This window comes from Microbacterium californiense, assembly GCF_047246625.1.
Lineage (GTDB): Bacteria > Actinomycetota > Actinomycetes > Actinomycetales > Microbacteriaceae > Microbacterium.
On record NZ_JBFOKQ010000002.1, the window covers coordinates 515,009 to 536,178 of the forward strand.

Consider the following 21,170-nt stretch of genomic DNA (forward strand, 5'->3'; position numbering starts at 1 on the left):
CGGCGACGTGCAAGTCTCCGCGCGCGCCACGGATCGCGGACGCTCGACGGCACCCCGCCCTCGACGGACCGCGCGGAGAATTCAGCGGAGGGACGGAACCGGCGCCGCTCGTCGCCGGGTCACCGTCTCCGGGTCACCGTCTCCGGGTCACACCGACAGGGAGCCGCGCACCGCGTCCTTGCCCGCCATGGCGGTCGGCTCGGGCACGAGGTAGAGCCCCGACGGCGAGTTCGCCGTGAAGGCCAGCGCTTCGACCCACTCGCGGTTGATCGCGGGGGTCCGGCTGCCGTGGTACTTGTACACGAGCGCGCTTCCGCCGTGCACCCACACCGTGGTCCGGCCGCCGCCGATGCTCACGTCCTCGCGCCAGCTGAAGGCGAAGGGCTCGCCCCGGCGCAGCTTCGCCGTGATGACCAGCTGCAGGTGCGCGAGCGCGCGATCCTCGATCTCGGTCTTGACGGTCGTCTCGTAGATGAACTTGCCCATGGTCGGACCCCTCTGCATGTGTTCGCCACGGAACCTGTGCCAAGAGGCGCGACCTCGGTGATCGCCGGTGGTAGCCCTAGGCTCCCACGCGCGCGCGGGCATGCATACCCCCTTGCGCGTCCGGGCCGCTTCTGTTCCGAAACGGGTGTCCCGATCACCCGTTCCACTCGAGCGGCCGGATAGGGTGGCCGCCATGGGCACTCTGTTTTACGGCGCCGGCACGGACCCCATCCACATCGAGGATCGTGCCCTCGCGCATCTCAAGGTCGTCATCGCGACGAAGCTCCGTCGCCACGAGAGCTTCACCCTGTCCTGGAAGCACCCCGAGGGCGAGGGCAGCGGACGCTCCACCATCTGGCTCGAGCCCTCCATCCCGCTCCGCTTCACGTTCGACGAGCCCGAGACTCCCCCGCTGAATGCGAAGTGGATCGAGACGCTCATGCAGACCGCCAGCTCGTCGGGCGGCATCCAGCTCGTCGACGAGGTCCTGGATCCCGACGAGGACTGAGCAGACGGCATCCGTCCGCGAGACCACGAACCCGCCGCCCGGATCGACCGGGACGGCGGGTTCGTCGCTGTGGAGCCGACTACGGGACTCGAACCCGTAACCCCCGTATTACAAGTACGGTGCGCTACCAATTGCGCCAAGTCGGCGGGTGCCACCCAGCATAGCGAGGGGGCGCCGGAGGCCCGACTACGGAGCGGGCGCCTCGGTCGGCGCGGGCGTCGGGGTCGCCGTCGACTGGTAGGAGGCGTCGCTCGCGACCGTGAGCACGAACTGCGAGAACTCGGCCGGATCGTCGAGCGCGCCGACATAGGCCTCGCCGTTCGCGACGATCATGGGGGTCGAGCTGAGCACCAGGTCGTCCGAGCCCGCCAGCGGCCCGTCGAGAGCCCGGGTCGTGGCGTCCTTCGCCCAGCCCACGTAGTCGCCGTCCTCGATGCACGACCGCACGGCCTTCGTCTTGTCGACGCCCACCGCGCCGGCGAGATCGGCGAGCTCGGAATCCGACATCCCGTCGCTGCCGACCTCGGGCTGGTCGTCGAGCAGATCGTGGTTGAACGCATAGAACTGCGCGGGCGAATGGGTCGCGACGCACGCTGCGGCGGCCGCCGCGCGCAGGGAGTACTTGGTGCCGTTCGAGCTCGCCGTCAGCAGCGCCACCGGGTGATAGGTCACGGTGACCGCGCCCTTGGTGATCCAGTTCGTCAGCTGGCGGGAGTTGGCGCGCTCGAACTCGCCCGCATCCTGCGACAGGTAGTCCACGTAGATGTGGATGTCGACCTTCTCGGTCGTGGTGGGCTGCGGGCTGGGAGCGGTCGTCGCCTCGCCCTCGGAGGGCGCGCCGCTGGGCGCCGCCTCGACGGGGTCGGATACCGAGGCCACGGACACGTCGGTGACGACGACGCCGTCGTCCTTCATCCCGCCCGGGGAGAGCTGGGGCTTCGAGACCTGCGCGGAGACGGCGAGGGTGACGGCCGTGCCGATCGCCGCGACGGCGACCAGCGCCACCGCTCCGATGATGATCCGGCGCATGAGCCGCGCCCGGGACTGCTGCGCATTGACCCGCTGGGCCTTCTCCCGCACAGCCTCGCGAGAGTTGCGAGGCGTGGGGACGTTCGGCGTTTCGTCGCTCGACATCGTTCCTCTTGAAAGTCGCACGGGGGCAGGGTGGCCCCGATCATCGGATACCGGAGAAGCGACGATCGCCGCTCACGCGGCCGGGAACGATGCTAGCCACTGCACCTGAGAAATACCCAGGTACCGGCGTTCGTGTCATACTGAACGCGACCCGACGAGGGGTCACGGCGGGTCGACCGCCGCTTCCATCACAACGGATCGTCCGGCACGTACCTGCCGGTGAAGGAGAAACATCATGGCATCTGTGACTTTCGACGAGGCCACCCGCCTCTACCCGGGCGGCACCCGTCCGGCCGTCGACAAGCTCAACCTCGAGGTCGGAGACGGCGAGTTCCTCGTCCTGGTCGGCCCCTCCGGTTGCGGAAAGTCCACCTCGCTGCGCATGCTGGCGGGCCTCGAAGAGGTCAACGCCGGCCGCATCCTCATCGGCGACCGCGACGTCACCGACGTCCCGCCGAAGGACCGCGACATCGCGATGGTCTTCCAGAACTACGCGCTGTACCCGCACATGACCGTGGCCGAGAACATGGGCTTCGCCCTCAAGATCGCCGGCGTCGGCAAGGAGGAGCGCGCGAGCCGCGTGCTCGAGGCGGCGAAGCTCCTCGACCTCGAGCAGTACCTGACCCGCAAGCCGAAGGCCCTCTCGGGTGGTCAGCGTCAGCGTGTCGCGATGGGTCGCGCGATCGTGCGCCAGCCCCAGGTCTTCCTCATGGACGAGCCGCTGTCGAACCTCGACGCCAAGCTGCGCGTGCAGACGCGTACGCAGATCGCGTCGCTGCAGCGCCGCCTCGGCGTCACCACGGTCTACGTCACCCACGACCAGACCGAGGCGCTCACGATGGGCGACCGCATCGCGGTCCTCAAGGACGGCATCCTGCAGCAGGTCGGCTCCCCGCGCGACCTGTACGAGAAGCCGAACAACGTCTTCGTCGCCGGCTTCATCGGCTCGCCCGCGATGAACCTCTTCTCGGCCGACCTGGCCGACGGCGGCGTGCGCTTCGGCTCCGAGATCGTGCCGCTCGACCGCGACACCGCGAACCGTGCGAGCGGCTCGCAGGTCACCGTCGGCGTGCGTCCCGAGGACATCACGGTCGGCCCCGCCGACGGCCAGGGCCTCTCGGTCGTCGTCGACCTCGTCGAGGAGCTCGGCGCCGACGGCTACCTGTACGGCCACACCGAGATCAACGGCAAGCGCACCGACCTCGTCGCGCGCGTCGATGGCCGCAACCACCCCAACGCGGGCGAGACCGTTACGCTGGCCGCCAACCCCGGCCACGTGCACGCTTTCGACCTCGAGTCGGGCGAGCGCCTGAACGACAAGCCGGTCGTCTCCGCCTGATCGGATCGGCGTCACGCGGCGCGGGTAGACTTCGGTCGCCCGCGCCGCGTCTGCGTCCGGCCCCCTTCTCACGCCTCGGGAGCGTCATGCAGACATCGCTGCGCATCACCGCCCGCACCGTCGACCCCGGCCTGCTCGGTCTGCCCTGGTCCACTCCGCTGGGGAACTGGCCGTCGGAGCACATCGTGTCGCTGCCGAAGGGGCTGTCGCGGCACCTGGTGCGCTTCGCGGACCTCTCGGGACGCGTCGTCGCCGTCAAGGAGACCACCGACGAGATGGCGCGCCGCGAGTACGACATGCTCGGCAACCTCGCCCGCCTCGACGTGCCGTGCGTCGAGCGGGTGGCCGTGATCGCCGAACGCACCGACGAGGACGGGCATCCGCTCCCCGCCGCGCTGGTGACCTCGCACCTGCGGTTCTCGATGCCGTATCGCGCGCTGTTCACGCGCGTGCTGCGCCCGGACACCGCCACGCGCCTCGTCGATGCGCTCGCCCTGCTGCTGGTGCGCCTGCACAATGTCGGCTTCTACTGGGGCGACGTCTCGCTGTCGAACACCCTTTTCCGGCGCGACGCCGGCGCCTTCGCCGCCTACCTCGTGGATGCCGAGACCGGCGAGCTGCACGAGGAGGGGCTCACCGACGGGCAGCGCGCCTACGACCTCGACCTCGCCCGCACCAACATCGCGGGGGAGATCATGGACCTCGCGGCCGGCGGTCGTCTCGAGCACGGGGTGGATGCCGTGGCCATCGCCGACGGCATCGTGTCGTCGTACCGCTCGCTGTGGGCGGAGCTCACCGTGCAGGAGTCGTTCGCGGCGGCCGAGACGTGGCGGATCACGGAGCGCGTCGAGCGCCTCAACGCGCTCGGGTTCGACATCGACGAGATGTCGATGTCGACGACCGAGAACGGCACGGTCGTCGAGATCCAGCCGAAGGTCGTGGATGCCGGGCACCACCAGCGCCGCCTCATCCGGCTGACGGGGCTGGACGTCGAGGAGAACCAGGCCCGCCGCCTACTGAACGACCTCGACGAGTTCCGCGTGCGCTCGACGAAGCAGTGGGCCGACGAGGAGATGTACGCGCACGAGTGGCTGACGCGCGTCTTCGAGCCGGTCGTGCGCGCCATCCCGTACGACCTCCGGGCGAAGCTCGAGCCGGCCGAGGTGTTCCATCAGGTGCTGGAGCACCGCTGGTACCTGTCGCAGGCGCAGGGACGCGCGGTGCCGCTCGCCGAGGTGCTGACGAGCTACATCAACGACGTGCTCCGCCACCGCCGCGACGAGGCGACGATCATGGGCCCTCCCACCGAGACCATGAGCCTGCCCGTGGTGACGGGGGCCACGCCCACCGCCGACGACGAGGACGACGACGAGGTCGACTGGCGCGACCTCGTGTGACCGCCTGCGACGGGTCCGGGATCAGTAGCCGACCGTGAACCGTTCGCGCCTGTGGTTGCCCTGCTCGATCTCGTCGACGACGGCCACGGCGAGGTCGGCGCCGGAGATGTAGGACTTCCCGTCCGCGTCGCGCACGAGCACGTCGCCGCCGTCGCGGTAGTGACCGGTGCGCTCCCCCTCGGCCCACGGCCCGAAGACCTCGGCCGGGTGGATGAAGAACCAGTCGAGCTCGGCATCCGTGGCTTCGAGCAGGGCGAGCGAGTCGATGCCGACCTGCGCCTCGTGCTTGTACTCCTCGGGGAAGTCCTGGTCGAACAGGCGCGGACCACCAGGGGCCACGAGGCTCCCACCCGCTCCCCCGATGACGCCCAGCCGGGTCCCGGTGCCGCTCAGCTGCCGGGCGACGCCCTCGAGCGCGTCGAGCACGCGGTCCTCCATGTCGCCGCGCGGCGACAGCGCCGAGATCACGGCATCCGCCCCGGCGAACGCCCCGGCCAGCGGGGCGAGGTCCAGCACGGAGGCCTGGATGTAGGAGGCTCCGTCCACCGGATCGGCGGGGACCGATCGCGAGACCGCCACCACCTCGTGGTTGCGCGCCACCGCCTCGGCGACGATGTGACGACCGGCGTAGCCGGTCCCTCCGAGGACGACGATGCGGCTCATGCGGTGTTCCCTCTGGTGGATGGGGGCGGGCGGGTCAGCGGGCGTCGCGGATGGTCGCGACCTGGTACAGCGCGACGGAGGTCGCGATGCCGGCGTTCAACGACTCGGTCGCGGCCGAGATCGGGATCGACACGATCTGGTCGCAGGTCTCGCGCACCAGCCGCGACAGGCCCTTGCCCTCGGATCCGGCGACGATCACCACCGGACGGTCGGCGAGCTCGAGAGCGGGCAGCGCGACATCGCCGTCCCCGGCCAGGCCGAGGATGAAGACGCCCTGCTTCTTGAACTCCTTGAGCTGCGTCGTGAGGTTCGTGGCGAGGGCGACGGGAACGCGGGCGGCGGCACCGGCGCTCGTCTTCCATGCCGCCGAGTTCACGCCGGCGGAGCGACGCTGCGGCAGGATGACGCCGTGGCCCCCGAAGGCGGCGGTCGAGCGGATGATCGCGCCGAGGTTGCGCGGGTCGGTGATCCCGTCGAGCGCGACGAACAGGGGCACCTCGTCCCTGTCGATGACCTGCTCGAGCAGGTCCTGGGGGTGCGCGTACTCGTACGGCGGCACCTTGAGCGCGACGCCCTGGTGCACCCCGTCGAAACCGGCCATGCGGTCGAGCTCCTGGCGCGTGACCTCGAGCACCGGGATGTCGCGGTGCGTCGCGATCGACAGCATCTCCTTGACCCGGTCGTCCATCTCGACGCGCTGCGCGATGTAGAAGGTCGTCGCGGGGATCTTCGCGCGGAGCGCCTCGAGCACGGAGTTGCGCCCGGTCACGGTCTCGGTGTCGGTCGTGTTGTCCTTGGCCCGTGCCGTCCGGTTCGGATTGCCGCCCGAGCTCTGCCGCTGACCGGGCTTGCCCTTGCCCCCCGACGCGGCGTAGCGCTCGGCCGCGGCCTTGCGCTTGCCCGCGGGGTGCCAGGCGCGGTCCTCGGCCTTCGGCGTCGGTCCGCGGCCCTCGAGCGCCTTGCGCCCGAGTCCGCCGGTGCCCTTGGTGGGGCCCTTCTTGTTGCCCTTGCTCGCGCCGGGGCGCCCTGGCTTAGCCATCGATACTCCAATGAGTTCCGGCCGGAGTGTCCTCCAGCGTGATTCCTGCGGCTGCGATCGCATCGCGGATGCGATCGGCGGCCGCCCAGTCCTTGTTCGCGCGCGCATCGGCGCGCTGCGTGATCATCGTCTGCACGAGCGCATCCAGCGCGGATGCCGTGCCTCGGTCAGTAGCAGCCGAGATGGGCTCGTCGAGCCCGAGAATGGCCGTCATCTGCATGACGTCCATGACGTCCTGCTTCGCATTTTCGAAGTGTCCTGCATCGAGCAGTGCGTTGCCCGAACGGATGCTGGTGTGGATCGCCGCCAGCGCACGGGGCACGGCGAGATCGTCATCCATGGCCGCGATGAACTCCCCGGGGAGGCCTTCTTTGGCCTCCGGCCAGCCGGGGGCGGCGAGACGCTCACCGCGTTCCAGGAAGGTGCGAATGCGGCCCAGTGCGGCTTCGGCCTCGGCCCACGAGGACTCGGTCAGATCGAGGTTCGAGCGGTAGTGCGCCGCGGCGAGCGCGTAGCGCACGACGAGCGGATCACGTTCCTTCAGCACATCGGCCGCGAGCGTGAAGTTGCCGAGCGACTTCGACATCTTCTGCCCGTCGACCGTGACGAGGCCGTTGTGCACCCAGTACCGCGCGAAGGCGTCACCGGCGGCCGTCGACTGGGCGAGCTCGTTCTCGTGGTGCGGGAAACGCAGGTCGAGGCCACCACCGTGGATGTCGAACTCGGCACCGAGATAGCGTTTCGCCATCGCCGAGCATTCGATGTGCCATCCCGGACGGCCGGCGCCCCAGGGCGATGCCCACGTCGCGTCGGCGGGCTCTCCGGGCTTACTCCCCTTCCACAGGGCGAAGTCCTGCGGGTTGCGCTTGCCGCGCGGGTCGGCGTCTTCGGCGGCTTCCATGGCGTCGACCGACTGGTGCGTGAGTGCGCCGTACTCGGCCCACGAACGCACATCGAAGTAGACGTCGCCCGATCCGTCGGCGGCCGGGTACGCGTGGCCTCGCTCGATGAGCGTCGCGATGATCTCCTGCATCTGCGGAATGGATGCCGTGGCGCGCGGTTCGTACGTGGGCGGCAGGATACCGATACCGGCGTATGCCGCGGTGAACTCCTGCTCCATGCGATAGGCCAGCGCCCACCACGGCTCGGTGTCCCTCGCGTTGGCGAGCACCTTGTCGTCGATGTCGGTGACATTGCGCACGAAGGTCACACGACCGTAGCGGCGGCTCAGCCACCGACGCAGGAGGTCGAAGCTGAGCGCTGCACGCACGTGCCCGATATGCGGGCCGGATTGCACGGTCGGGCCGCAGACGTACATGGTGACGTTTCCGGGGTCGAGCGGCACGAAGTCACGCAGTTGCTGCGCGCGGGTGTCGTAGAGGCGGAGAGTCACCGGTCAAGCCTACTCGGGATGACCCCCGCTTCCCCTGAGCGCGGGCGCCCTCAGCCGCGAACGGATGCCGACGGGTCCCCGACGCGGACGACGAGGGCGACCGCGGTGACCGAGACGCCCTCGCCGCGCCCGGGGAAGCCGAGGCCGTCGGTCGTCGTCGCGGTCACCGTGACCGGCGCCCCGCCGAGCGCGCTCGACAGCGCCTGCTCGGCCTCGGCCCGGCGCGCGCTGAAGCGAGGGCGGTTGCTCTGGAACTGCGCCGAGACGTTGCCGATCGCGAAGCCCGCCGCGGAGAGCAGCTCGCGCGTGCGGCGGAGGAAGGCGTCCGCGTGCGCCCCGGCGTACTCGGGATGCGCGGTGCCGAAGTGCTCGCCGATGTCTCCGAGTCCTGCCGCCCCCAGCAGCGCGTCCACGATCGCATGCGCCACCGCGTCGCCGTCGGAATGCCCGGACAGAGCCGGCTCACCGGGCCACTCCAGACCTGCCAGCCACAGGTCGCCGTCGCCGCCGAACGCGTGCACGTCCGTACCGATGCCCACGAGCGGGACGCCCGACCGGTCGAGAGTGCTCGGGGACGGTGCGGCGGCGGGGCGTTCCGCGGCGAGCAGGTGCCGGGCCCGCTCGAGATCGTCGGGCGTCGTGATCTTGAACGCGCGAGCGGCGCCGGGGATGCGGCGCACCGGATGCCCGGCGGCGGCGAACAGCGCGGCGTCGTCGGTGTATTCGACGCCCGAGGCGAGGGCTGCGGCGTAGGCCGACTCGAGGGGTTCCCGCGGGAAGCCCTGCGGCGTCTGCGCCGCGGCGAGCGCCGAGCGGTCGACCGGGGCCGCCACGGCGTCGCCCTCGACCCTCTTCAGTGTGTCGACCACGGGCAGCGCGGGGATCACGCCGGCCTCCGCCGTGACCGCCGCGGCGACCGCGTCGATGAGCTCCGGCGGGGTGAGCGCGCGTGCCGCGTCGTGCACGAGCACGGTGCGCGCGTCGCCCCACAGCGCCGCCAGGCCCGCCGCGACCGACTCCTGGCGCGTGCGGCCGCCGGTCACGACGCGACCCAGGTCGCCGCGGGCGCCGGCCGCCTCCCGGAGCTCCGTCGCGGCATCGCCCTCGAACCCCTCGGGAGCCACCACGACGACCTGCGCGGGCGCTGCGGCGAACACCCCGTCGAGGGCGTGGCGGAGGATCGATCTCGCGTCGATGCCGACGAACGCCTTGGGCGCTCCGGCCTCGAGACGGGTGCCGGAGCCGGCGGCGACGACGATGATCGCGGTGTGCGGGACGGGGAGCAGGGTCACGCACTCACGCTACCGTCTGGCGCAGACGACGAAGGGGACGGATGCCGCGGCATCCGTCCCCTTCGTGAAGGACGTGTCAGGAGGCGAGGACCTCGTCGAGCAGTGCGCCCGCCTTGTCCTCGTCGATCTTCTCGGCGAGAGCCAGCTCGGAGATGAGGATCTGGCGGGCCTTGGCCAGCATCCGCTTCTCACCGGCCGACAGGCCGCGGTCCTGATCGCGACGCCAGAGGTCGCGGACGACCTCGCTCACCTTGATGACGTCGCCGGAGGCGAGCTTCTCGAGGTTCGCCTTGTACCGGCGCGACCAGTTGGTGGGCTCTTCCGTGAACGGGGCGCGCAGCACCTCGAACACGTGGTCGAGGCCCTCCTTGCCGATGACGTCGCGGACGCCGACGAGGTCGACGTTCTCTGCGGGCACCTCGATGATCAGGTCGCCCTGCGTCACGTTGAGCTTCAGATACTTCTTCGCCTCGCCCTTGATGATGCGCTCCTTGACCTCGATGATGGTCGCAGCGCCATGATGCGGATAGACGACGGTCTCGCCAACCTCAAAAAGCATAAAAACGTATCCTTTCGGCAACCTCAAGGATACCACAGGGGATATGCGCTAAGGTTTGCACCCGTTCGTCCCGAAGCGGCTCGCGCATACCCATACAATGGTGATGGATATCCCGTCGGACCCCAGGAGGACCCGTGAAATCGCGCCTTGTTGCGTCTGCCGCCCTCAGCGCCCTCGTCCTTCTCGGCGCGACCGGCTGCACGTTCATCTCGCCGCAGGCGACGACGATCGAGTACTCCGCCTCGGACGGCGTGAACGTCTCCGACGCCGACGGCCCCATCGACGTGCGCAACGTCTTCGTCGTGGCGACGGAGGACGGCACGGTGGGCAACCTCGTGGGAGCGATCGTGAACCCCACGCAGGAGCGGGCCACCCTGACCATCACCCTCGCCGGCATCGACCCCTTCACGGTCACGCTGCCGGCGGGCGACTCCATCAGCCTCGGCGGCGACGAGGAGCCCCTCCGCATCGTCGGCCTCGACACCATGCCGGGCGCCACGGTCGAGATCCACTTCCAGTCCGGCGACTCCACCGGCGTCAAGGCCGCGGTCCCCGTGCTCGACGGCACGCTGCCGTACTACTCCGACCTCGTGCCCGAGGAGAGCTGACACACGCTTCACCGCGGAAGAGCCGGTCGCCCCGAGGGGTGACCGGCTCTTCCGCGTTCCGGGTCGGCCGCGACGCGGCCTCAGCCCTCGAAGCGGTAGCCCAGGCCGCGCACGGTCACGAGCATCACGGGATCGCTCGGGTTCACCTCGATGCGCGAGCGGATGCGCTTGATGTGCACGTCCAGCGTCTTGGTGTCGCCGAAGTAGTCGCTCCCCCACACCCTGTCGATGAGCTGCCCCCGGGTGAGCACGCGTCCGGCGTTGCGCATGAGGACCTCGAGCAGCTCGAACTCCTTCAGGGGCATGTTGATCACCGAGCCGGCGACGGTCACCGTGTGCCGGTCGATGTCCAGCGACACGCGTCCGCCGTCGAGCACCCGCTCGTCGAGCTCGCTGTCGGCCTGCACCACGCGCCGCAGCACCGCGCGCATCCGTGCCAGCAGCTCCCGCGAGGAGTACGGCTTCGTCACGTAGTCGTCGGCGCCCAGCTCGAGCCCCACGACGATGTCGACCTCGGAGTCCTTGGCCGTCAGCATGATGATCGGCACGGACGACGTCGACCGGATCTGCCGGCACACCTCGGTGCCCGGCATCCCCGGCAGCATGAGGTCGAGGAGGACGATGTCGGCGCCGCGCTCGCGGAAGGCGCCGAGCGCGGTCGGGCCGTCCTCGGCGATCTCGACCTCGTACCCCTCGCGGCGCAGAAGATACGCCAGCGGGTCCGCGAGATCGGGCTCGTCCTCGACGAGAAGGATGCGGGTCATGCGATGTCACCTTTCCGTACGCGGACGGGGGCCGTCTTGGCCGCCTTGCGCTCGCGCTTCTTCCTGCTCTTCTTGCCGACGTCGACCTTCACCGGCGCCTCGATGAGAGGCAGCCGGATGGTGAAGGTGGAGCCTCGTCCGGGTCGCGACCACAGACGCACCTCGCCGCCGTGCCGCTGCGTCGCGTGCTTGACGATCGAGAGGCCCAGACCCGTGCCGCCCGTGCGCCGCGACCGCGCCTCGTCTGCACGGTAGAACCGCTCGAAGATGCGCTCCCGGTCGGCTTCCGCGATGCCGATGCCCTGGTCGGACACCGCGATCTCGACGACGCCGTCCTCGGCGCGCACCCCGACGCCGACGCGCGCACCGCGCGGCGAGTAGACGATCGCGTTCGCGATGAGATTGCCGACCGCCTCGATGAGGATCTGCGCATCGCCGCGCACCCAGACGTCGCGGTCGCCGCCGCGGGTGATCTCGACGCCGACCGAATCGGCCTGCACGACGTGCGCCTCGATGGATGCCGCGATCACCTCGTCGATCGCGACGGGCGTCACCTCTCCCAGGCCGTCGTCGGCCTGCAGGCGGGACAGGCTCATGATGCGACCGGTCAGCTGCGCGAGCCGGCCGGCCTCGGCGGAGATGCGGGCGGCGAAGACGCGGACCTGGGCGGGATCGTCGGCGGCCGACTCGATCGCCTCGGCGAGCAGGCTCACCGCGCCCACGGGCGTCTTCAGCTCGTGGCTCGTGTTGGCGACGAAGTCCCGGCGCATCTGGTCGAGGCGCTCCTGCTCGGTGACGTCACGGATCATCAGCAGTGTCAGCCGCGGTCCCAGCACGCTCGCGCGCGCGGCGACGAGCCGCGGATCGAGGCTGAGGCCGCCGCGCGTGATGCGCAGCGACTCGGTGGCGGTGCCCCCCGCCGTGCGCGCGCTCCGTACGAGGAGGCGCAGCTCGGGGTTGTCGAGGGTCGAGCCCACGTCGATGCCGAAGCGCGATGCGGGCTGCGAGGCGGCGAGCACGAGGCCCGAGACGTCCACCACGCAGGCCGCGTCGTCCATGCTCGCGAGCACGTCGGCGATGCCGTCGGGCACGGCGTTCGAGGTCTCCTCCGCGACGCGGGCCCGAGCGCGGTAGGCCCAGACGACGAGCAGCGACAGACCGACGCCGATCAGCAGCCCCACGGCGAGAGCGATCAGGGCGATCTGCGTCACGGTCATGTCTCCAGCGTAGAGTGCGATCTTCCGCCCTCCTGCGGGTTTCCGGGCCGGACCGACAAGGTGGGAAGTACTATTCACGTGCCGGGCACCGTTCGTTAACCTTCGGAGCAGACAATCGCTCCGGGTCTGTGCGGCAGCTCGGTCCCGCCCTCTCGTGCGGACGATCCGCCGTCTCGCGCTGACACCGCAGTCGAGATTCGAATGAAAGGTTGCGCCCCACCATGCGCGAAGTCTTCCACCAGTCCCTCGAGGACCTGCAGTCCCGTCTCGTGGAGATCGCTGACCTCGTCACCGTCTCGATCGACAAGGCCACCCGCGCGTTCGCGACCAGCGACGTGGCGCTCGCGGAGGAGGTCATCGCCGACGACGCCAAGATCGACGAGCTGGCCGTCGCGCTCGACGAGCAGGCGATCGAGATCCTCGCCCGTCAGCAGCCGGTGGCCCGCGACCTGCGCATCGTCGTCACGGCGCTGCGCGTGAGCGCCTCGCTCGAGCGCATGGGCGACATGTCGGAGCACATCGCGCAGCTCGCGCGTCTGCGCTTCCCGGAGCGCGCCATCCCCCGCGGCCTCAAGGGCACGTTCGTGAAGATGGGCGAGCTCGACGTCGAGATCTCCCGCACGCTCGCCGAGCTGCTGCGCACGCAGAATCTCCGCTTCGCCGACGCGATCCGCAATGCGGACGACGACGTCGACGAGCTGCACGCGAGCGTCTTCGAGAAGGTGCTCAGCGACAACTGGAAGGGCGAGGCCACCGCGACCGTCGACGCGACGCTCGCGAGCCGCTACCACGAGCGCTTCGCCGACCACGCGGTCTCGGTCGCGAAGAAGGTCGTGTACCTCGCCACCGGCGACTGGACGGTCGAGGAGCAGGACATCCCCCTCGCCGTCGAGCAGCAGGAGCTCGGCCACGCCTGATCGGCCGGTCCCAACCACACGCAGAAGCCCCCGATGCGATCATCCGCACCGGGGGCTTCTGCTGTGCCGCGGGGCTGCTACTTCTTGCCCTGCGCTGCCACGGCGGCAGCGCCGGCGGCGGCGGCCTCGGGGTCGAGGTAACGGCCGGGGCCGGTGGGACGGTTGTCCTCGTCCAGCTCGTAGACCAGTGGGATGCCGGTGGGGATGTTGAGCTCGGCGATGTCGTCGTCGCTGATGCCCTCGAGGTGCTTGACGAGCCCGCGCAGCGAGTTGCCGTGCGCCGTCACCAGCACGGTCTTGCCGGCTTCGAGGTCGGGGATGATCGCGCTCTCCCAGTACGGGAGGAGACGGTCGATGACGAGCTTCAGCGACTCGGTGCGGGGCACCTCGCCGTCGATGCCCGCGTAGCGGACATCGTTCGCCTGGCTGAACTCGCTGTCGTCGTCGAGCACGGGCGGGGGCACGTCGAACGACCGGCGCCACAGCTGGAACTGCTCGGGCCCGAACTGCTCGAGCGTCTCGGCCTTGTCCTTGCCCTGCAGCGCGCCGTAGTGGCGCTCGTTGAGCCGCCACGACCGGGTCACCGGGATCCACAGGCGGTCCGCCGCGTCGAGCGCAATGTTCGCGGTCTGGATCGCGCGGCTCAGCAGCGACGTGTGCAGCACGTCGGGCAGGATGCCGGACTCGGCGAGCAGCTCGCCGCCGCGGCGCGCCTCCTTCTCGCCCTGCTCGTTCAGACGGACGTCCACCCAGCCGGTGAAGAGGTTCAGTTCGTTCCACTCGCTCCGGCCGTGGCGGAGCAGGATGAGGGTGCGCTTCGCTGTCATGCCGTCAGTTTATCGGCCGGGGGTGCTCCCCGGCCGACGGGGCGGACCGGGATGCTGGGAGGATGGACGCATGGCGTCCTCTCCCCTCGGCCGGCCGACCCGTGGCACCACCGGGACCAACCGGCTGCGGCGCAACGACCGGTGGATCGCGGCGAGCAGCGCCCTCCGGCGCGCCACGGATCCCCTCGTCGTGGATCTCGGCTTCGGCGCGAGCGGCGTGACCGCGTTCGAGCTCGCTACCCGCCTGGTGCGCGTGCGCCCGGATGCCGAGGTGCGAGGGCTCGAGATCGATCCGGCCCGGGTCGCGACGGCCGAGGAGCAGCTCGTCGAGGTCCGCGCCGGGCGCACGGCGTTCGCCGCCGACCTCCCGGTCTCGTTCGGCCGCGGAGGCTTCGAGGTGCCGCTGCCCGGCGGACGTCGAGCGGCGGTCATCCGTGCGATGAACGTGCTCCGCCAGTACGACGAGCGCGACGTCCCCGACGCCTGGCGCGCCATGGCCGCGCGGCTCGCCCCCGACGGGCTGCTGTTCGAGGGCACGTGCGACGAGATCGGGCGCATCGCCAGCTGGGTCGACGTCGATCCGCGCGGGGTGCCGCGCCGGTTCACGCTCTCCCTCCGTCTCGCCGATCTCGAGCGGCCGAGCATCGTCGCCGAGCGCCTTCCCAAGGCGCTGATCCACCGGAACGTGCCCGGCGAACGCATCCACGCCCTGCTCGCCGACCTCGACCGCGAGTGGGAGCGGGCGGCGCCGCTGTCGACGTTCGGGGCGACGCAGCGCTTCCTCGCCGCGGTGACGGCGCTCCGCGCGAACGGCTGGCCCGTGCTCGGCGGCCGCACCCGCTGGCGCCTCGGCGAGCTCACGCTGCCGTGGGACGCGGTGGCGCCTCAGGACTGAGCGCGCGGATCCGGGGCGGTGGGGCGGCGTGACAGACGCGTGAGACGGGGGACGTCGGCGGTCGCGCCGGCATCCGCGGGCACGATCACCTGCTGCGAGGCGGCGATGTCCACGCCGTCCGCGCGGACCACGAGATCGCCCGCGGGCGCCCGACGGCTCAGGATGGCCAGGGCGATCGGTCCGTCCTCGTAGTGACGGGCCACCGAGGTGATGCTCCCCACCTCGTCGTCGCCCGCGAACACCGGAGCCCCCCGCTCGGGGAGCACCGCGTCGCTGCCGTCGAGGTGCAGCGCGGCGAGCCGACGCGGCGGGTGCCCGAGGTTGTGCACCTTGGCGACGGTCTCCTGCCCGCGGTAGCACCCCTTGTTCAGATGCACGGCGCTGCGGATCCAGTCGGACTCGTGCGGCAGGGAGCGCTCGTCGACCTCCGCCGCCCAGCGCGGACGCCAGGCGGCGATGCGGAGCGCCTCGGCGGCGAGCACGCCCGCGAGAGCCTCCGGGTCGAGCGACGCCAGCAGCGTCTGCGCCGCATCGACGGTCAGGATGCCGACGCGCCAGGCGAAGGCGGATGCCGGATGCTCGGCGATCTCGGCGTACTGATGCCCGCCGGCGCTCCCGTGCCGCCACGGGTCGTCCCACACCAGCGGAGAGCCGTGGGGAGCCAGGGCGGATGCCGATACCCGGGTCGCGGCCGGCCCGGCGCCGACGAACCCGAGGAGCGCGAGGTCGGGGCGGACCGCGACCGTGGCCTGCGTGCGGAACTTCATGCGCGTCAGCCAGCCGGCGAGTCCCTCGGCGTCGCCCGCGTCGACGAGGAGCCAGGTGGACGAGCCGTCGTCGAGGACCCCGGCGGCGTGCTCGACGCGGCCCTGCGGGTCGAGCACGAGCAGCTCGGTGCTCTCGCCGGCGGCGAGGCGGCCGACCGCCTGCGAGGTGATCGAGTCCAGCCAGCCGAGGCGCTCGGGGCCCGCGACCTCGATGACCGCGCGGTCGCCGAGCGGAGCGACCGCCTCCCCCGATGCGAGACGGCGCTGCTCGCGGAAGGCGTCGCCCACGTGCAGGATCACGTCGCCGTCGTAGACGGCGCCGGGGATCGCGGTCGCACCCGACATGTCAGATTTTCGCCAGGCGCGCGGACGCGTGCGATCGCAGCGGCGTGCCGAGCGCGGCGATGTCCCACGCCCAGAGCAGATGCCCGTCGACGAGCCCGTACATCCGGGTCGACGCGGTGTGGGCCTTCGATCCGGCGCTGCGCACGATCGCGTCCGAGGCGATGTCGATGCGCGGGCCGTTGATCTCACCGAGGTACAGCTCGAGGGTCCCGTCGGCGTGGGCCACGGAGACCTCGAGAGGGAAGCCTCCGCTCATCGCACGGAGCCCCTCCACGTCGTCGACCGTGCGGGCCGGGGCGGAGGTGGTCGGCGGCAGCAGTGCCGGACCGGCATCCGCCGTGGTCGCGGCGCGCGAGAGGCGCCAGAAGCCCGTCTCAGCCAGGAGCGGGGTCGCAGCGGCGCCGTCTTCGTCGAGGAACGTCGCCGCGGCCGAGTAGTTCAGGAACGGACCGCCGTCATGGCTGAAGCTGACCCGGTGGGTGAACTCGCCCTGCAGCCGCTCCTCGCCGACCGGGTAGTCGATGACGCCGGTGCCCTCCCACACGCCGATCAGCCACGCGAGCGGCGCGAGGTCGGCGGGGAGGTCGGTGGGCAGTTCGAGCACGGTGCGCTCAGCGCTGGCCGCGGAACAGGTTGCGCAGGACCACGACCGAGACGAAGGCGATCGCGAGGCTCGCAAGACCCAGCAGGCCGATGTAGAAGATTTCGAGCGCGATGAGATCCATGCCTCCACCCTACCGCGCAGGCGGAGGCGGCGGGGTGTCAGGCGGGGATCAGAGCGGCGAGCCCGAACCCGACCGAGATCATGCCCATGAGCAGGAGCGCGCCCAGGACGCTGCCGGCGACCCGGAGGATGAACCCGTCGGTCCGTCCGTACCAGAGCTGCACGGCGAACGAGAGGAGCACGGTGCCGCCGAAGGCGACCAGCATCCACGGGATCCGCCATTCCTCGGCCACCAGGATGCCGACGGCGACGGCCGCGACGAAGGCGACGGCCCACACGACGATCACGCCGGTGAAGGCGCTGCGCGGAGCGAGTGCTGGTTCCGTCATGAGTCCATTGTGGCGCATGGACTGTCGTAACATGGCGGCACGGTGTCTATCCGCCCGTGAGGAGTGCGCGTGCCCCAGGTCCTGGTCTTGACGAACGCTCCTGCCGAGGGATCGGTCCTTCCCGCCCTGGAACTCCTGAGCCACGTCGTCCGCCAGATCCCCGCGGAACCGGCCCGACTGGTCAGCGCCCCCGACTACGACATCGTCATCGTCGACGGGCGCCACGACCTGGCCGGGGCGAAGTCGCTGTGCCGGTTGCTGCGCACGGCGGGGCAGGACTCCCCGCTGCTGCTCGTCGTCACGGAGGGCGGCATGAGCGCCGTCTCCGGCGACTGGGGCATCGACGACGTGCTGCTCGCGACCGCCGGCCCGGCCGAGACCGACGCCCGCCTCCGCCTCGCGCTCGCCCGCCGGGAGGCCTCGGCCGAACCCACTCGGGTGCAGGCGTCCGGCATCACGATCGACGAGCAGTCCTATTCGGCCAAGCTGCACGGCCGCGCGCTCGACCTCACCTACAAGGAGTTCCAGCTCCTGCACTTCCTCGCCACGCATCCGTCCCGCGTCTTCACGCGCGAGCAGCTGCTCAGCGAGGTCTGGGGCTACGACTACTTCGGCGGCACGCGCACCGTCGACGTGCACGTGCGACGGCTGCGGGCGAAGCTCGGCGACGCCGACCAGATCATCGGCACCGTGCGCAACGTGGGCTACCGCTTCAACGTCTACGAGGACGACGCCCTCGTACCCGCCCGCTGACCCGAGGGGCCGCCGTTCACACGGACGTCACCTCTCGATGCTTAGATGTACCCCATGATGGATCCAGCTCTCGCCGACGCCGGACTCGGCGACGCGGAAGACGACGACTTCGACGCGGTCGAGGCGCCGGACTCGCTCCTGCCCGACCACCGCTACCTCGACCGGGAGCTGAGCTGGCTCGCGTTCAACCAGCGCGTGCTCGAGCTCGCCGAGGACGCCACCCTTCCCGAGCTGGAGCGGGCGAACTTCCTGGCGATCTTCGCGAGCAACCTCGACGAGTTCTTCATGGTGCGCGTCGCCGGCCTCAAGCGCCGCATCACCACGGGACTCGCGGTGCCGACGAACATCGGCCGCTCCCCCGTCGACGCGCTCGCCGACATCTCCCGCGAGGCGCACGCCCTGCAGCTGCGGCACGCGGATGCATGGACCTCGCTCGTGCGCCCGGCCCTCGCCGACGCGGGCATCGAGATCACGGAATGGGACGACCTGACCGACGAGGAGCGCTCCGGGCTCTCCGAGTTCTTCCAGGCCCAGGTGTTCCCGGTGCTCATGCCGCTCGCGGTCGACCCGGCGCATCCCTTCCCCTACATCTCCGGCCTCTCCCTGAACCTCGCGATCCGCATCCGCAACGCCCGCACCGGCCGCCAGGAGTTCGCGCGGCTCAAGGTGCCGCCGATGCTGCCGCGCTTCGTCGAGGTGCCCGGGTCGGGCACCATCGCCCGGTACCTGCGCCTCGAGGAGCTCATCGCCAATCACCTCGGCGATCTGTTCCCGGGCATGGAGGTGCTCGACCACCACGCCTTCCGCCTCACCCGCAACGAGGACGTGGAGATCGAGGAGGACGAGAGCGAGAACCTCATCCAGGCGCTCGAGGCCGAGCTGCTGCGCCGACGCTTCGGCCCGCCCATCCGCCTCGAGATCACCGAGGACATGGACGAGGTCACGCTCGAGCTGCTGGTGAAGGAGCTCGACATCACCGACCAGGAGGTCTACCGCCTCCCCGGTCCGCTCGACCTGCGCGGGCTGTTCGACCTGTCGCGCGTCGACCGACCCGACCTGCGCTACCCGCCGCACGTGCCGACCACCCCGGTGGCCTTCCAGCCCGGCGACAGCAGCACCCGCGCCGACATGTTCAAGGCGATCCGCAAGGCCGACGTGCTCGTGCACCACCCTTACGAGTCGTTCACCACGAGCGTGCAGGCGTTCCTCGAGCAGGCGGCCCGCGACCCCCACGTGCTCGCCATCAAGCAGACCCTCTACCGCACCTCGGGAGACAGCCCCGTCGTGCAGGCGCTGATCGACGCCGCCGAGGCCGGCAAGCAGGTGCTCGCGCTGGTCGAGGTCAAGGCGCGGTTCGACGAGGCCAACAACATCGTCTGGGCCCGCAAGCTCGAGAAGGCCGGCGTGCACGTCGTCTACGGGCTCGTCGGGCTCAAGACCCACTGCAAGCTCGCTCTCGTCATCCGCGAGGAGGACGGGATGCTGCGCCACTACTCGCACGTCGGCACCGGCAACTACAACCCGAAGACCAGCCGCATCTATGAGGACTTCGGGCTCTTCACCGCCGACGCGCAGGTGGGCAAGGACCTCACGCGCCTGTTCAACGAGCTCAGCGGGTACGCGATCGAGAAGAAGTTCAAGCGCCTCCTCGTCGCGCCCCTGCACCTGCGCAAGGGACTCGTACGCCTGATCGACCACGAGCGCAAGAACGCGGTCGCCGGGAAGCCGGCCCACATCCGCATCAAGGTGAACTCCATGGTCGACGAGGAGATCATCGACGCGCTGTACCGCGCGAGCCAGGCCGGCGTGAAGGTCGACGTGTGGGTGCGCGGCATCTGCAGCCTGCGCACCGACATCGAGGGCATCAGCGACAACATCACCGTCCGCAGCATCCTGGGCCGGTACCTGGAGCACTCGCGCATCTTCGCGTTCGAGAACGACGGCGACCCGCAGGTCTACATCGGCAGCGCCGACATGATGCACCGCAACCTCGACCGGCGCGTCGAGGCGCTCGTGCGGGTCAGCGACCCCGCGCACATGAAGGAGCTGCAGGCGTTCTTCGACCTCGCCCTCGACCCGGGGACGAGCTCGTGGCACCTGGGCCCGAACGGCATCTGGGAGCGCCACGCCGCGGATGCGGAGGGCCGGCCGCTGGTCGACCTCCAGGACAAGACCATGGGCCTGATCCAGCGCCGACGCCGGGCCCGGGCGGTTCGATGACGGTCGGGCAGACCTTCGCCGAGCAGTCGAAGTGGACGGACAAGGCCGTCTACGCGGCCGGCGCCGTGGTGTGGCGCCTCGTCGACGGCAAGCTGCGCGTGCTCCTGATCCATCGCACCAAGTACCGCGACGTCACCCTTCCCAAGGGCAAGGTGGACCCCGGCGAGATGCTCGCCGAGACGGCCGTGCGCGAGGTGCACGAGGAGACCGGCATCCGCGTCTCGCTCGGCGTGCCGGTCGGGGTGAGCCGGTACAACCTCGCGTCCCGGAAGCAGAAGATCGTGCACTACTGGGCGGCCGAGGCGACGGATGACGCGATCCGCGCCTCGTCGTTCGTGCCCAACCGCGAGATCGCCGCGGTGGAGTGGGTGAGCGTGAAGAAGGCCCGCGCCCGCCTGAGCTACCCGGTCGACCACGAGATCCTCGACTTCTTCGCGAACCTCGTCGACGACGGGGTGCTGCGCACGTTCCCCCTCATCGCGCTCCGGCACGGCAAAGCACTGCCCCGCTCCGAGTGGGACGGCCCGGATGCGGCGCGCCCGCTCACGCCCCGCGGCCGACGGCAGGCGACCTCGGTCGTCGGCCCTCTGCGGGCGTTCGGCGTGCGGAAGATCGTGACCAGCGACGCGGTGCGCTGCGTCGAGACCGTCCGCCCGCTCGCCAAGGCCCTCGATCGCAAGCCCGTGCGCACCGAGCTCCTCAGCCAGGACGCCTGGGAGGACGGCACGTCCGATCTGCGCTCGGTCGTCGGCCGCCGGGTGCGGTCGGGCAAGCCGTCCGTCCTCTGCAGCCACGGCCCCGTGCTCCCCGGCCTCCTCTCCGAGATCGCCCTCGCCACGGGCACGGTCCAAGGGTCGTATCTGACCAGCGCCGCCGACCTCGAGCCGGCCGCATTCTCGGTCGTGCATCTGTCGGCGACGAATCCCGGGTCCGGCATCATCGCGATCGAGACCCACGTCCCGAAGGTCTGACCCGCACGGCGGTGGATCGCGGA

General features: G+C 70.6%; 22 protein-coding genes and 1 tRNA gene. 9 read left to right on the forward strand and 14 right to left on the reverse strand.

Translation table 11 applies throughout. The features are described 5' to 3' along the window. Positions 1-147: 147 nt before the first annotated feature. Positions 148-486, reverse strand: a complete 339-nt coding sequence (locus AB3M82_RS13795) for a DUF7882 family protein (RefSeq protein ID WP_412958520.1) — start codon at positions 484-486, stop codon at positions 148-150. A 193-nt stretch (positions 487-679) separates the two neighbouring features. On the opposite strand from AB3M82_RS13795, the gene AB3M82_RS13800 reads away from it, so the two are divergent. Beyond that, complete coding sequence (locus tag AB3M82_RS13800) at positions 680-994, forward strand: DUF7882 family protein (RefSeq protein WP_412958521.1); 315 nt, start codon at positions 680-682, stop codon at positions 992-994. Between the two features lie 70 nt (positions 995-1,064). Here AB3M82_RS13800 and AB3M82_RS13805 read toward each other — a convergent pair. Both AB3M82_RS13805 and AB3M82_RS13810 read right to left on the reverse strand, forming a co-directional pair. Next, positions 1,065-1,140 (reverse strand) — tRNA-Thr (locus AB3M82_RS13805). Between the two features lie 40 nt (positions 1,141-1,180). Next, on the reverse strand, positions 1,181-2,128 hold the full coding sequence (locus AB3M82_RS13810) for a DsbA family protein (protein WP_412958522.1): 948 nt from the start codon (positions 2,126-2,128) through the stop codon (positions 1,181-1,183). A 235-nt stretch (positions 2,129-2,363) separates the two neighbouring features. On the opposite strand from AB3M82_RS13810, the gene AB3M82_RS13815 reads away from it, so the two are divergent. Next, complete coding sequence (locus AB3M82_RS13815; protein ID WP_412958523.1) at positions 2,364-3,467, forward strand: ABC transporter ATP-binding protein; 1,104 nt, start codon at positions 2,364-2,366, stop codon at positions 3,465-3,467. 86 nt (positions 3,468-3,553) lie between these two features. Continuing rightward, the gene (locus AB3M82_RS13820; RefSeq protein WP_412958524.1) at positions 3,554-4,864 is read left to right on the forward strand and encodes a DUF4032 domain-containing protein; all 1,311 of its coding nucleotides are present in this window, start codon (positions 3,554-3,556) and stop codon (positions 4,862-4,864) included. Positions 4,865-4,885: 21 nt separating this feature from the next. On the opposite strand, the gene AB3M82_RS13825 is transcribed toward AB3M82_RS13820, so the two are convergent. From AB3M82_RS13825 to AB3M82_RS13845, 5 genes are all read right to left on the reverse strand, one after another. Further along, positions 4,886-5,527: an NAD(P)-dependent oxidoreductase gene (locus tag AB3M82_RS13825; protein ID WP_412958525.1), complete on the reverse strand. Its 642-nt coding sequence runs from the start codon at positions 5,525-5,527 to the stop codon at positions 4,886-4,888. 34 nt (positions 5,528-5,561) lie between these two features. Further along, the gene (gene rlmB, locus AB3M82_RS13830; RefSeq protein WP_412958526.1) at positions 5,562-6,566 is read right to left on the reverse strand and encodes a 23S rRNA (guanosine(2251)-2'-O)-methyltransferase RlmB; all 1,005 of its coding nucleotides are present in this window, start codon (positions 6,564-6,566) and stop codon (positions 5,562-5,564) included. Then, the gene (gene cysS, locus AB3M82_RS13835) at positions 6,559-7,959 is read right to left on the reverse strand and encodes a cysteine--tRNA ligase (protein WP_412958527.1); all 1,401 of its coding nucleotides are present in this window, start codon (positions 7,957-7,959) and stop codon (positions 6,559-6,561) included. The genes rlmB and cysS overlap by 8 nt, the downstream gene beginning before the upstream one ends. Before the next feature lie 50 nt (positions 7,960-8,009). Further along, positions 8,010-9,251 (reverse strand): 2-C-methyl-D-erythritol 4-phosphate cytidylyltransferase, encoded by a 1,242-nt coding sequence (gene ispD / locus AB3M82_RS13840; protein ID WP_412958528.1) that lies wholly within the window; start codon positions 9,249-9,251, stop codon positions 8,010-8,012. A gap of 76 nt (positions 9,252-9,327) precedes the next feature. Beyond that, on the reverse strand, positions 9,328-9,810 hold the full coding sequence (locus tag AB3M82_RS13845) for a CarD family transcriptional regulator (protein ID WP_045255828.1): 483 nt from the start codon (positions 9,808-9,810) through the stop codon (positions 9,328-9,330). A gap of 134 nt (positions 9,811-9,944) precedes the next feature. Here AB3M82_RS13845 and AB3M82_RS13850 point away from each other — a divergent pair, with 134 nt between their 5' ends. Then, positions 9,945-10,418 carry a DNA modification methylase gene (locus AB3M82_RS13850; protein ID WP_412958529.1) on the forward strand — a complete coding sequence of 158 codons (474 nt, stop codon included), beginning with the start codon at positions 9,945-9,947 and terminating at the stop codon, positions 10,416-10,418. Positions 10,419-10,498: 80 nt separating this feature from the next. Here AB3M82_RS13850 and AB3M82_RS13855 read toward each other — a convergent pair whose 3' ends face one another. Both AB3M82_RS13855 and AB3M82_RS13860 read right to left on the reverse strand, forming a co-directional pair. Then, complete coding sequence (locus AB3M82_RS13855) at positions 10,499-11,182, reverse strand: response regulator (RefSeq protein WP_412958530.1); 684 nt, start codon at positions 11,180-11,182, stop codon at positions 10,499-10,501. Next, the gene (locus AB3M82_RS13860; RefSeq protein ID WP_412958531.1) at positions 11,179-12,399 is read right to left on the reverse strand and encodes a sensor histidine kinase; all 1,221 of its coding nucleotides are present in this window, start codon (positions 12,397-12,399) and stop codon (positions 11,179-11,181) included. Before AB3M82_RS13860 ends, AB3M82_RS13855 begins: the two co-directional genes overlap by 4 nt. A gap of 221 nt (positions 12,400-12,620) precedes the next feature. On the opposite strand from AB3M82_RS13860, the gene phoU reads away from it, so the two are divergent. Next, positions 12,621-13,316 carry a phosphate signaling complex protein PhoU gene (phoU, locus tag AB3M82_RS13865; RefSeq protein WP_412958533.1) on the forward strand — a complete coding sequence of 232 codons (696 nt, stop codon included), beginning with the start codon at positions 12,621-12,623 and terminating at the stop codon, positions 13,314-13,316. Between the two features lie 77 nt (positions 13,317-13,393). Here the strand turns inward: phoU and AB3M82_RS13870 are convergent, their stop codons facing one another. Then, the gene (locus AB3M82_RS13870) at positions 13,394-14,143 is read right to left on the reverse strand and encodes a phosphoglyceromutase (protein WP_412958535.1); all 750 of its coding nucleotides are present in this window, start codon (positions 14,141-14,143) and stop codon (positions 13,394-13,396) included. Positions 14,144-14,213: 70 nt separating this feature from the next. Here AB3M82_RS13870 and AB3M82_RS13875 point away from each other — a divergent pair, with 70 nt between their 5' ends. Beyond that, positions 14,214-15,038: a class I SAM-dependent methyltransferase gene (locus AB3M82_RS13875; RefSeq protein ID WP_412958536.1), complete on the forward strand. Its 825-nt coding sequence runs from the start codon at positions 14,214-14,216 to the stop codon at positions 15,036-15,038. Here AB3M82_RS13875 and ygfZ read toward each other — a convergent pair. From ygfZ to AB3M82_RS13890, 3 genes are all read right to left on the reverse strand, one after another. After that, positions 15,029-16,150 (reverse strand): CAF17-like 4Fe-4S cluster assembly/insertion protein YgfZ, encoded by a 1,122-nt coding sequence (gene ygfZ, locus AB3M82_RS13880; RefSeq protein WP_412958537.1) that lies wholly within the window; start codon positions 16,148-16,150, stop codon positions 15,029-15,031. The genes AB3M82_RS13875 and ygfZ overlap by 10 nt on opposite strands. Position 16,151: 1 nt before the next feature. Further along, positions 16,152-16,754, reverse strand: coding sequence for a heme-binding beta-barrel domain-containing protein (locus AB3M82_RS13885; RefSeq protein WP_412958538.1), 603 nt, complete (start codon positions 16,752-16,754; stop codon positions 16,152-16,154). Positions 16,755-16,912: 158 nt separating this feature from the next. After that, positions 16,913-17,203 (reverse strand): hypothetical protein, encoded by a 291-nt coding sequence (locus AB3M82_RS13890; protein WP_412958539.1) that lies wholly within the window; start codon positions 17,201-17,203, stop codon positions 16,913-16,915. Between the two features lie 69 nt (positions 17,204-17,272). On the opposite strand from AB3M82_RS13890, the gene AB3M82_RS13895 reads away from it, so the two are divergent. Genes AB3M82_RS13895 through AB3M82_RS13905 form a run of 3 tightly spaced genes read left to right on the forward strand, consistent with a single transcriptional unit; the run spans position 17,273 to position 21,147 of the window. After that, complete coding sequence (locus AB3M82_RS13895; protein WP_412958540.1) at positions 17,273-17,956, forward strand: winged helix-turn-helix transcriptional regulator; 684 nt, start codon at positions 17,273-17,275, stop codon at positions 17,954-17,956. A gap of 54 nt (positions 17,957-18,010) precedes the next feature. Continuing rightward, complete coding sequence (locus tag AB3M82_RS13900) at positions 18,011-20,176, forward strand: RNA degradosome polyphosphate kinase (RefSeq protein ID WP_412958541.1); 2,166 nt, start codon at positions 18,011-18,013, stop codon at positions 20,174-20,176. Beyond that, entirely contained in the window at positions 20,173-21,147 is a 975-nt protein-coding gene (locus AB3M82_RS13905) for an NUDIX hydrolase (protein WP_412958542.1), read from the forward strand. Before AB3M82_RS13900 ends, AB3M82_RS13905 begins: the two co-directional genes overlap by 4 nt. Positions 21,148-21,170 lie beyond the last annotated feature (23 nt).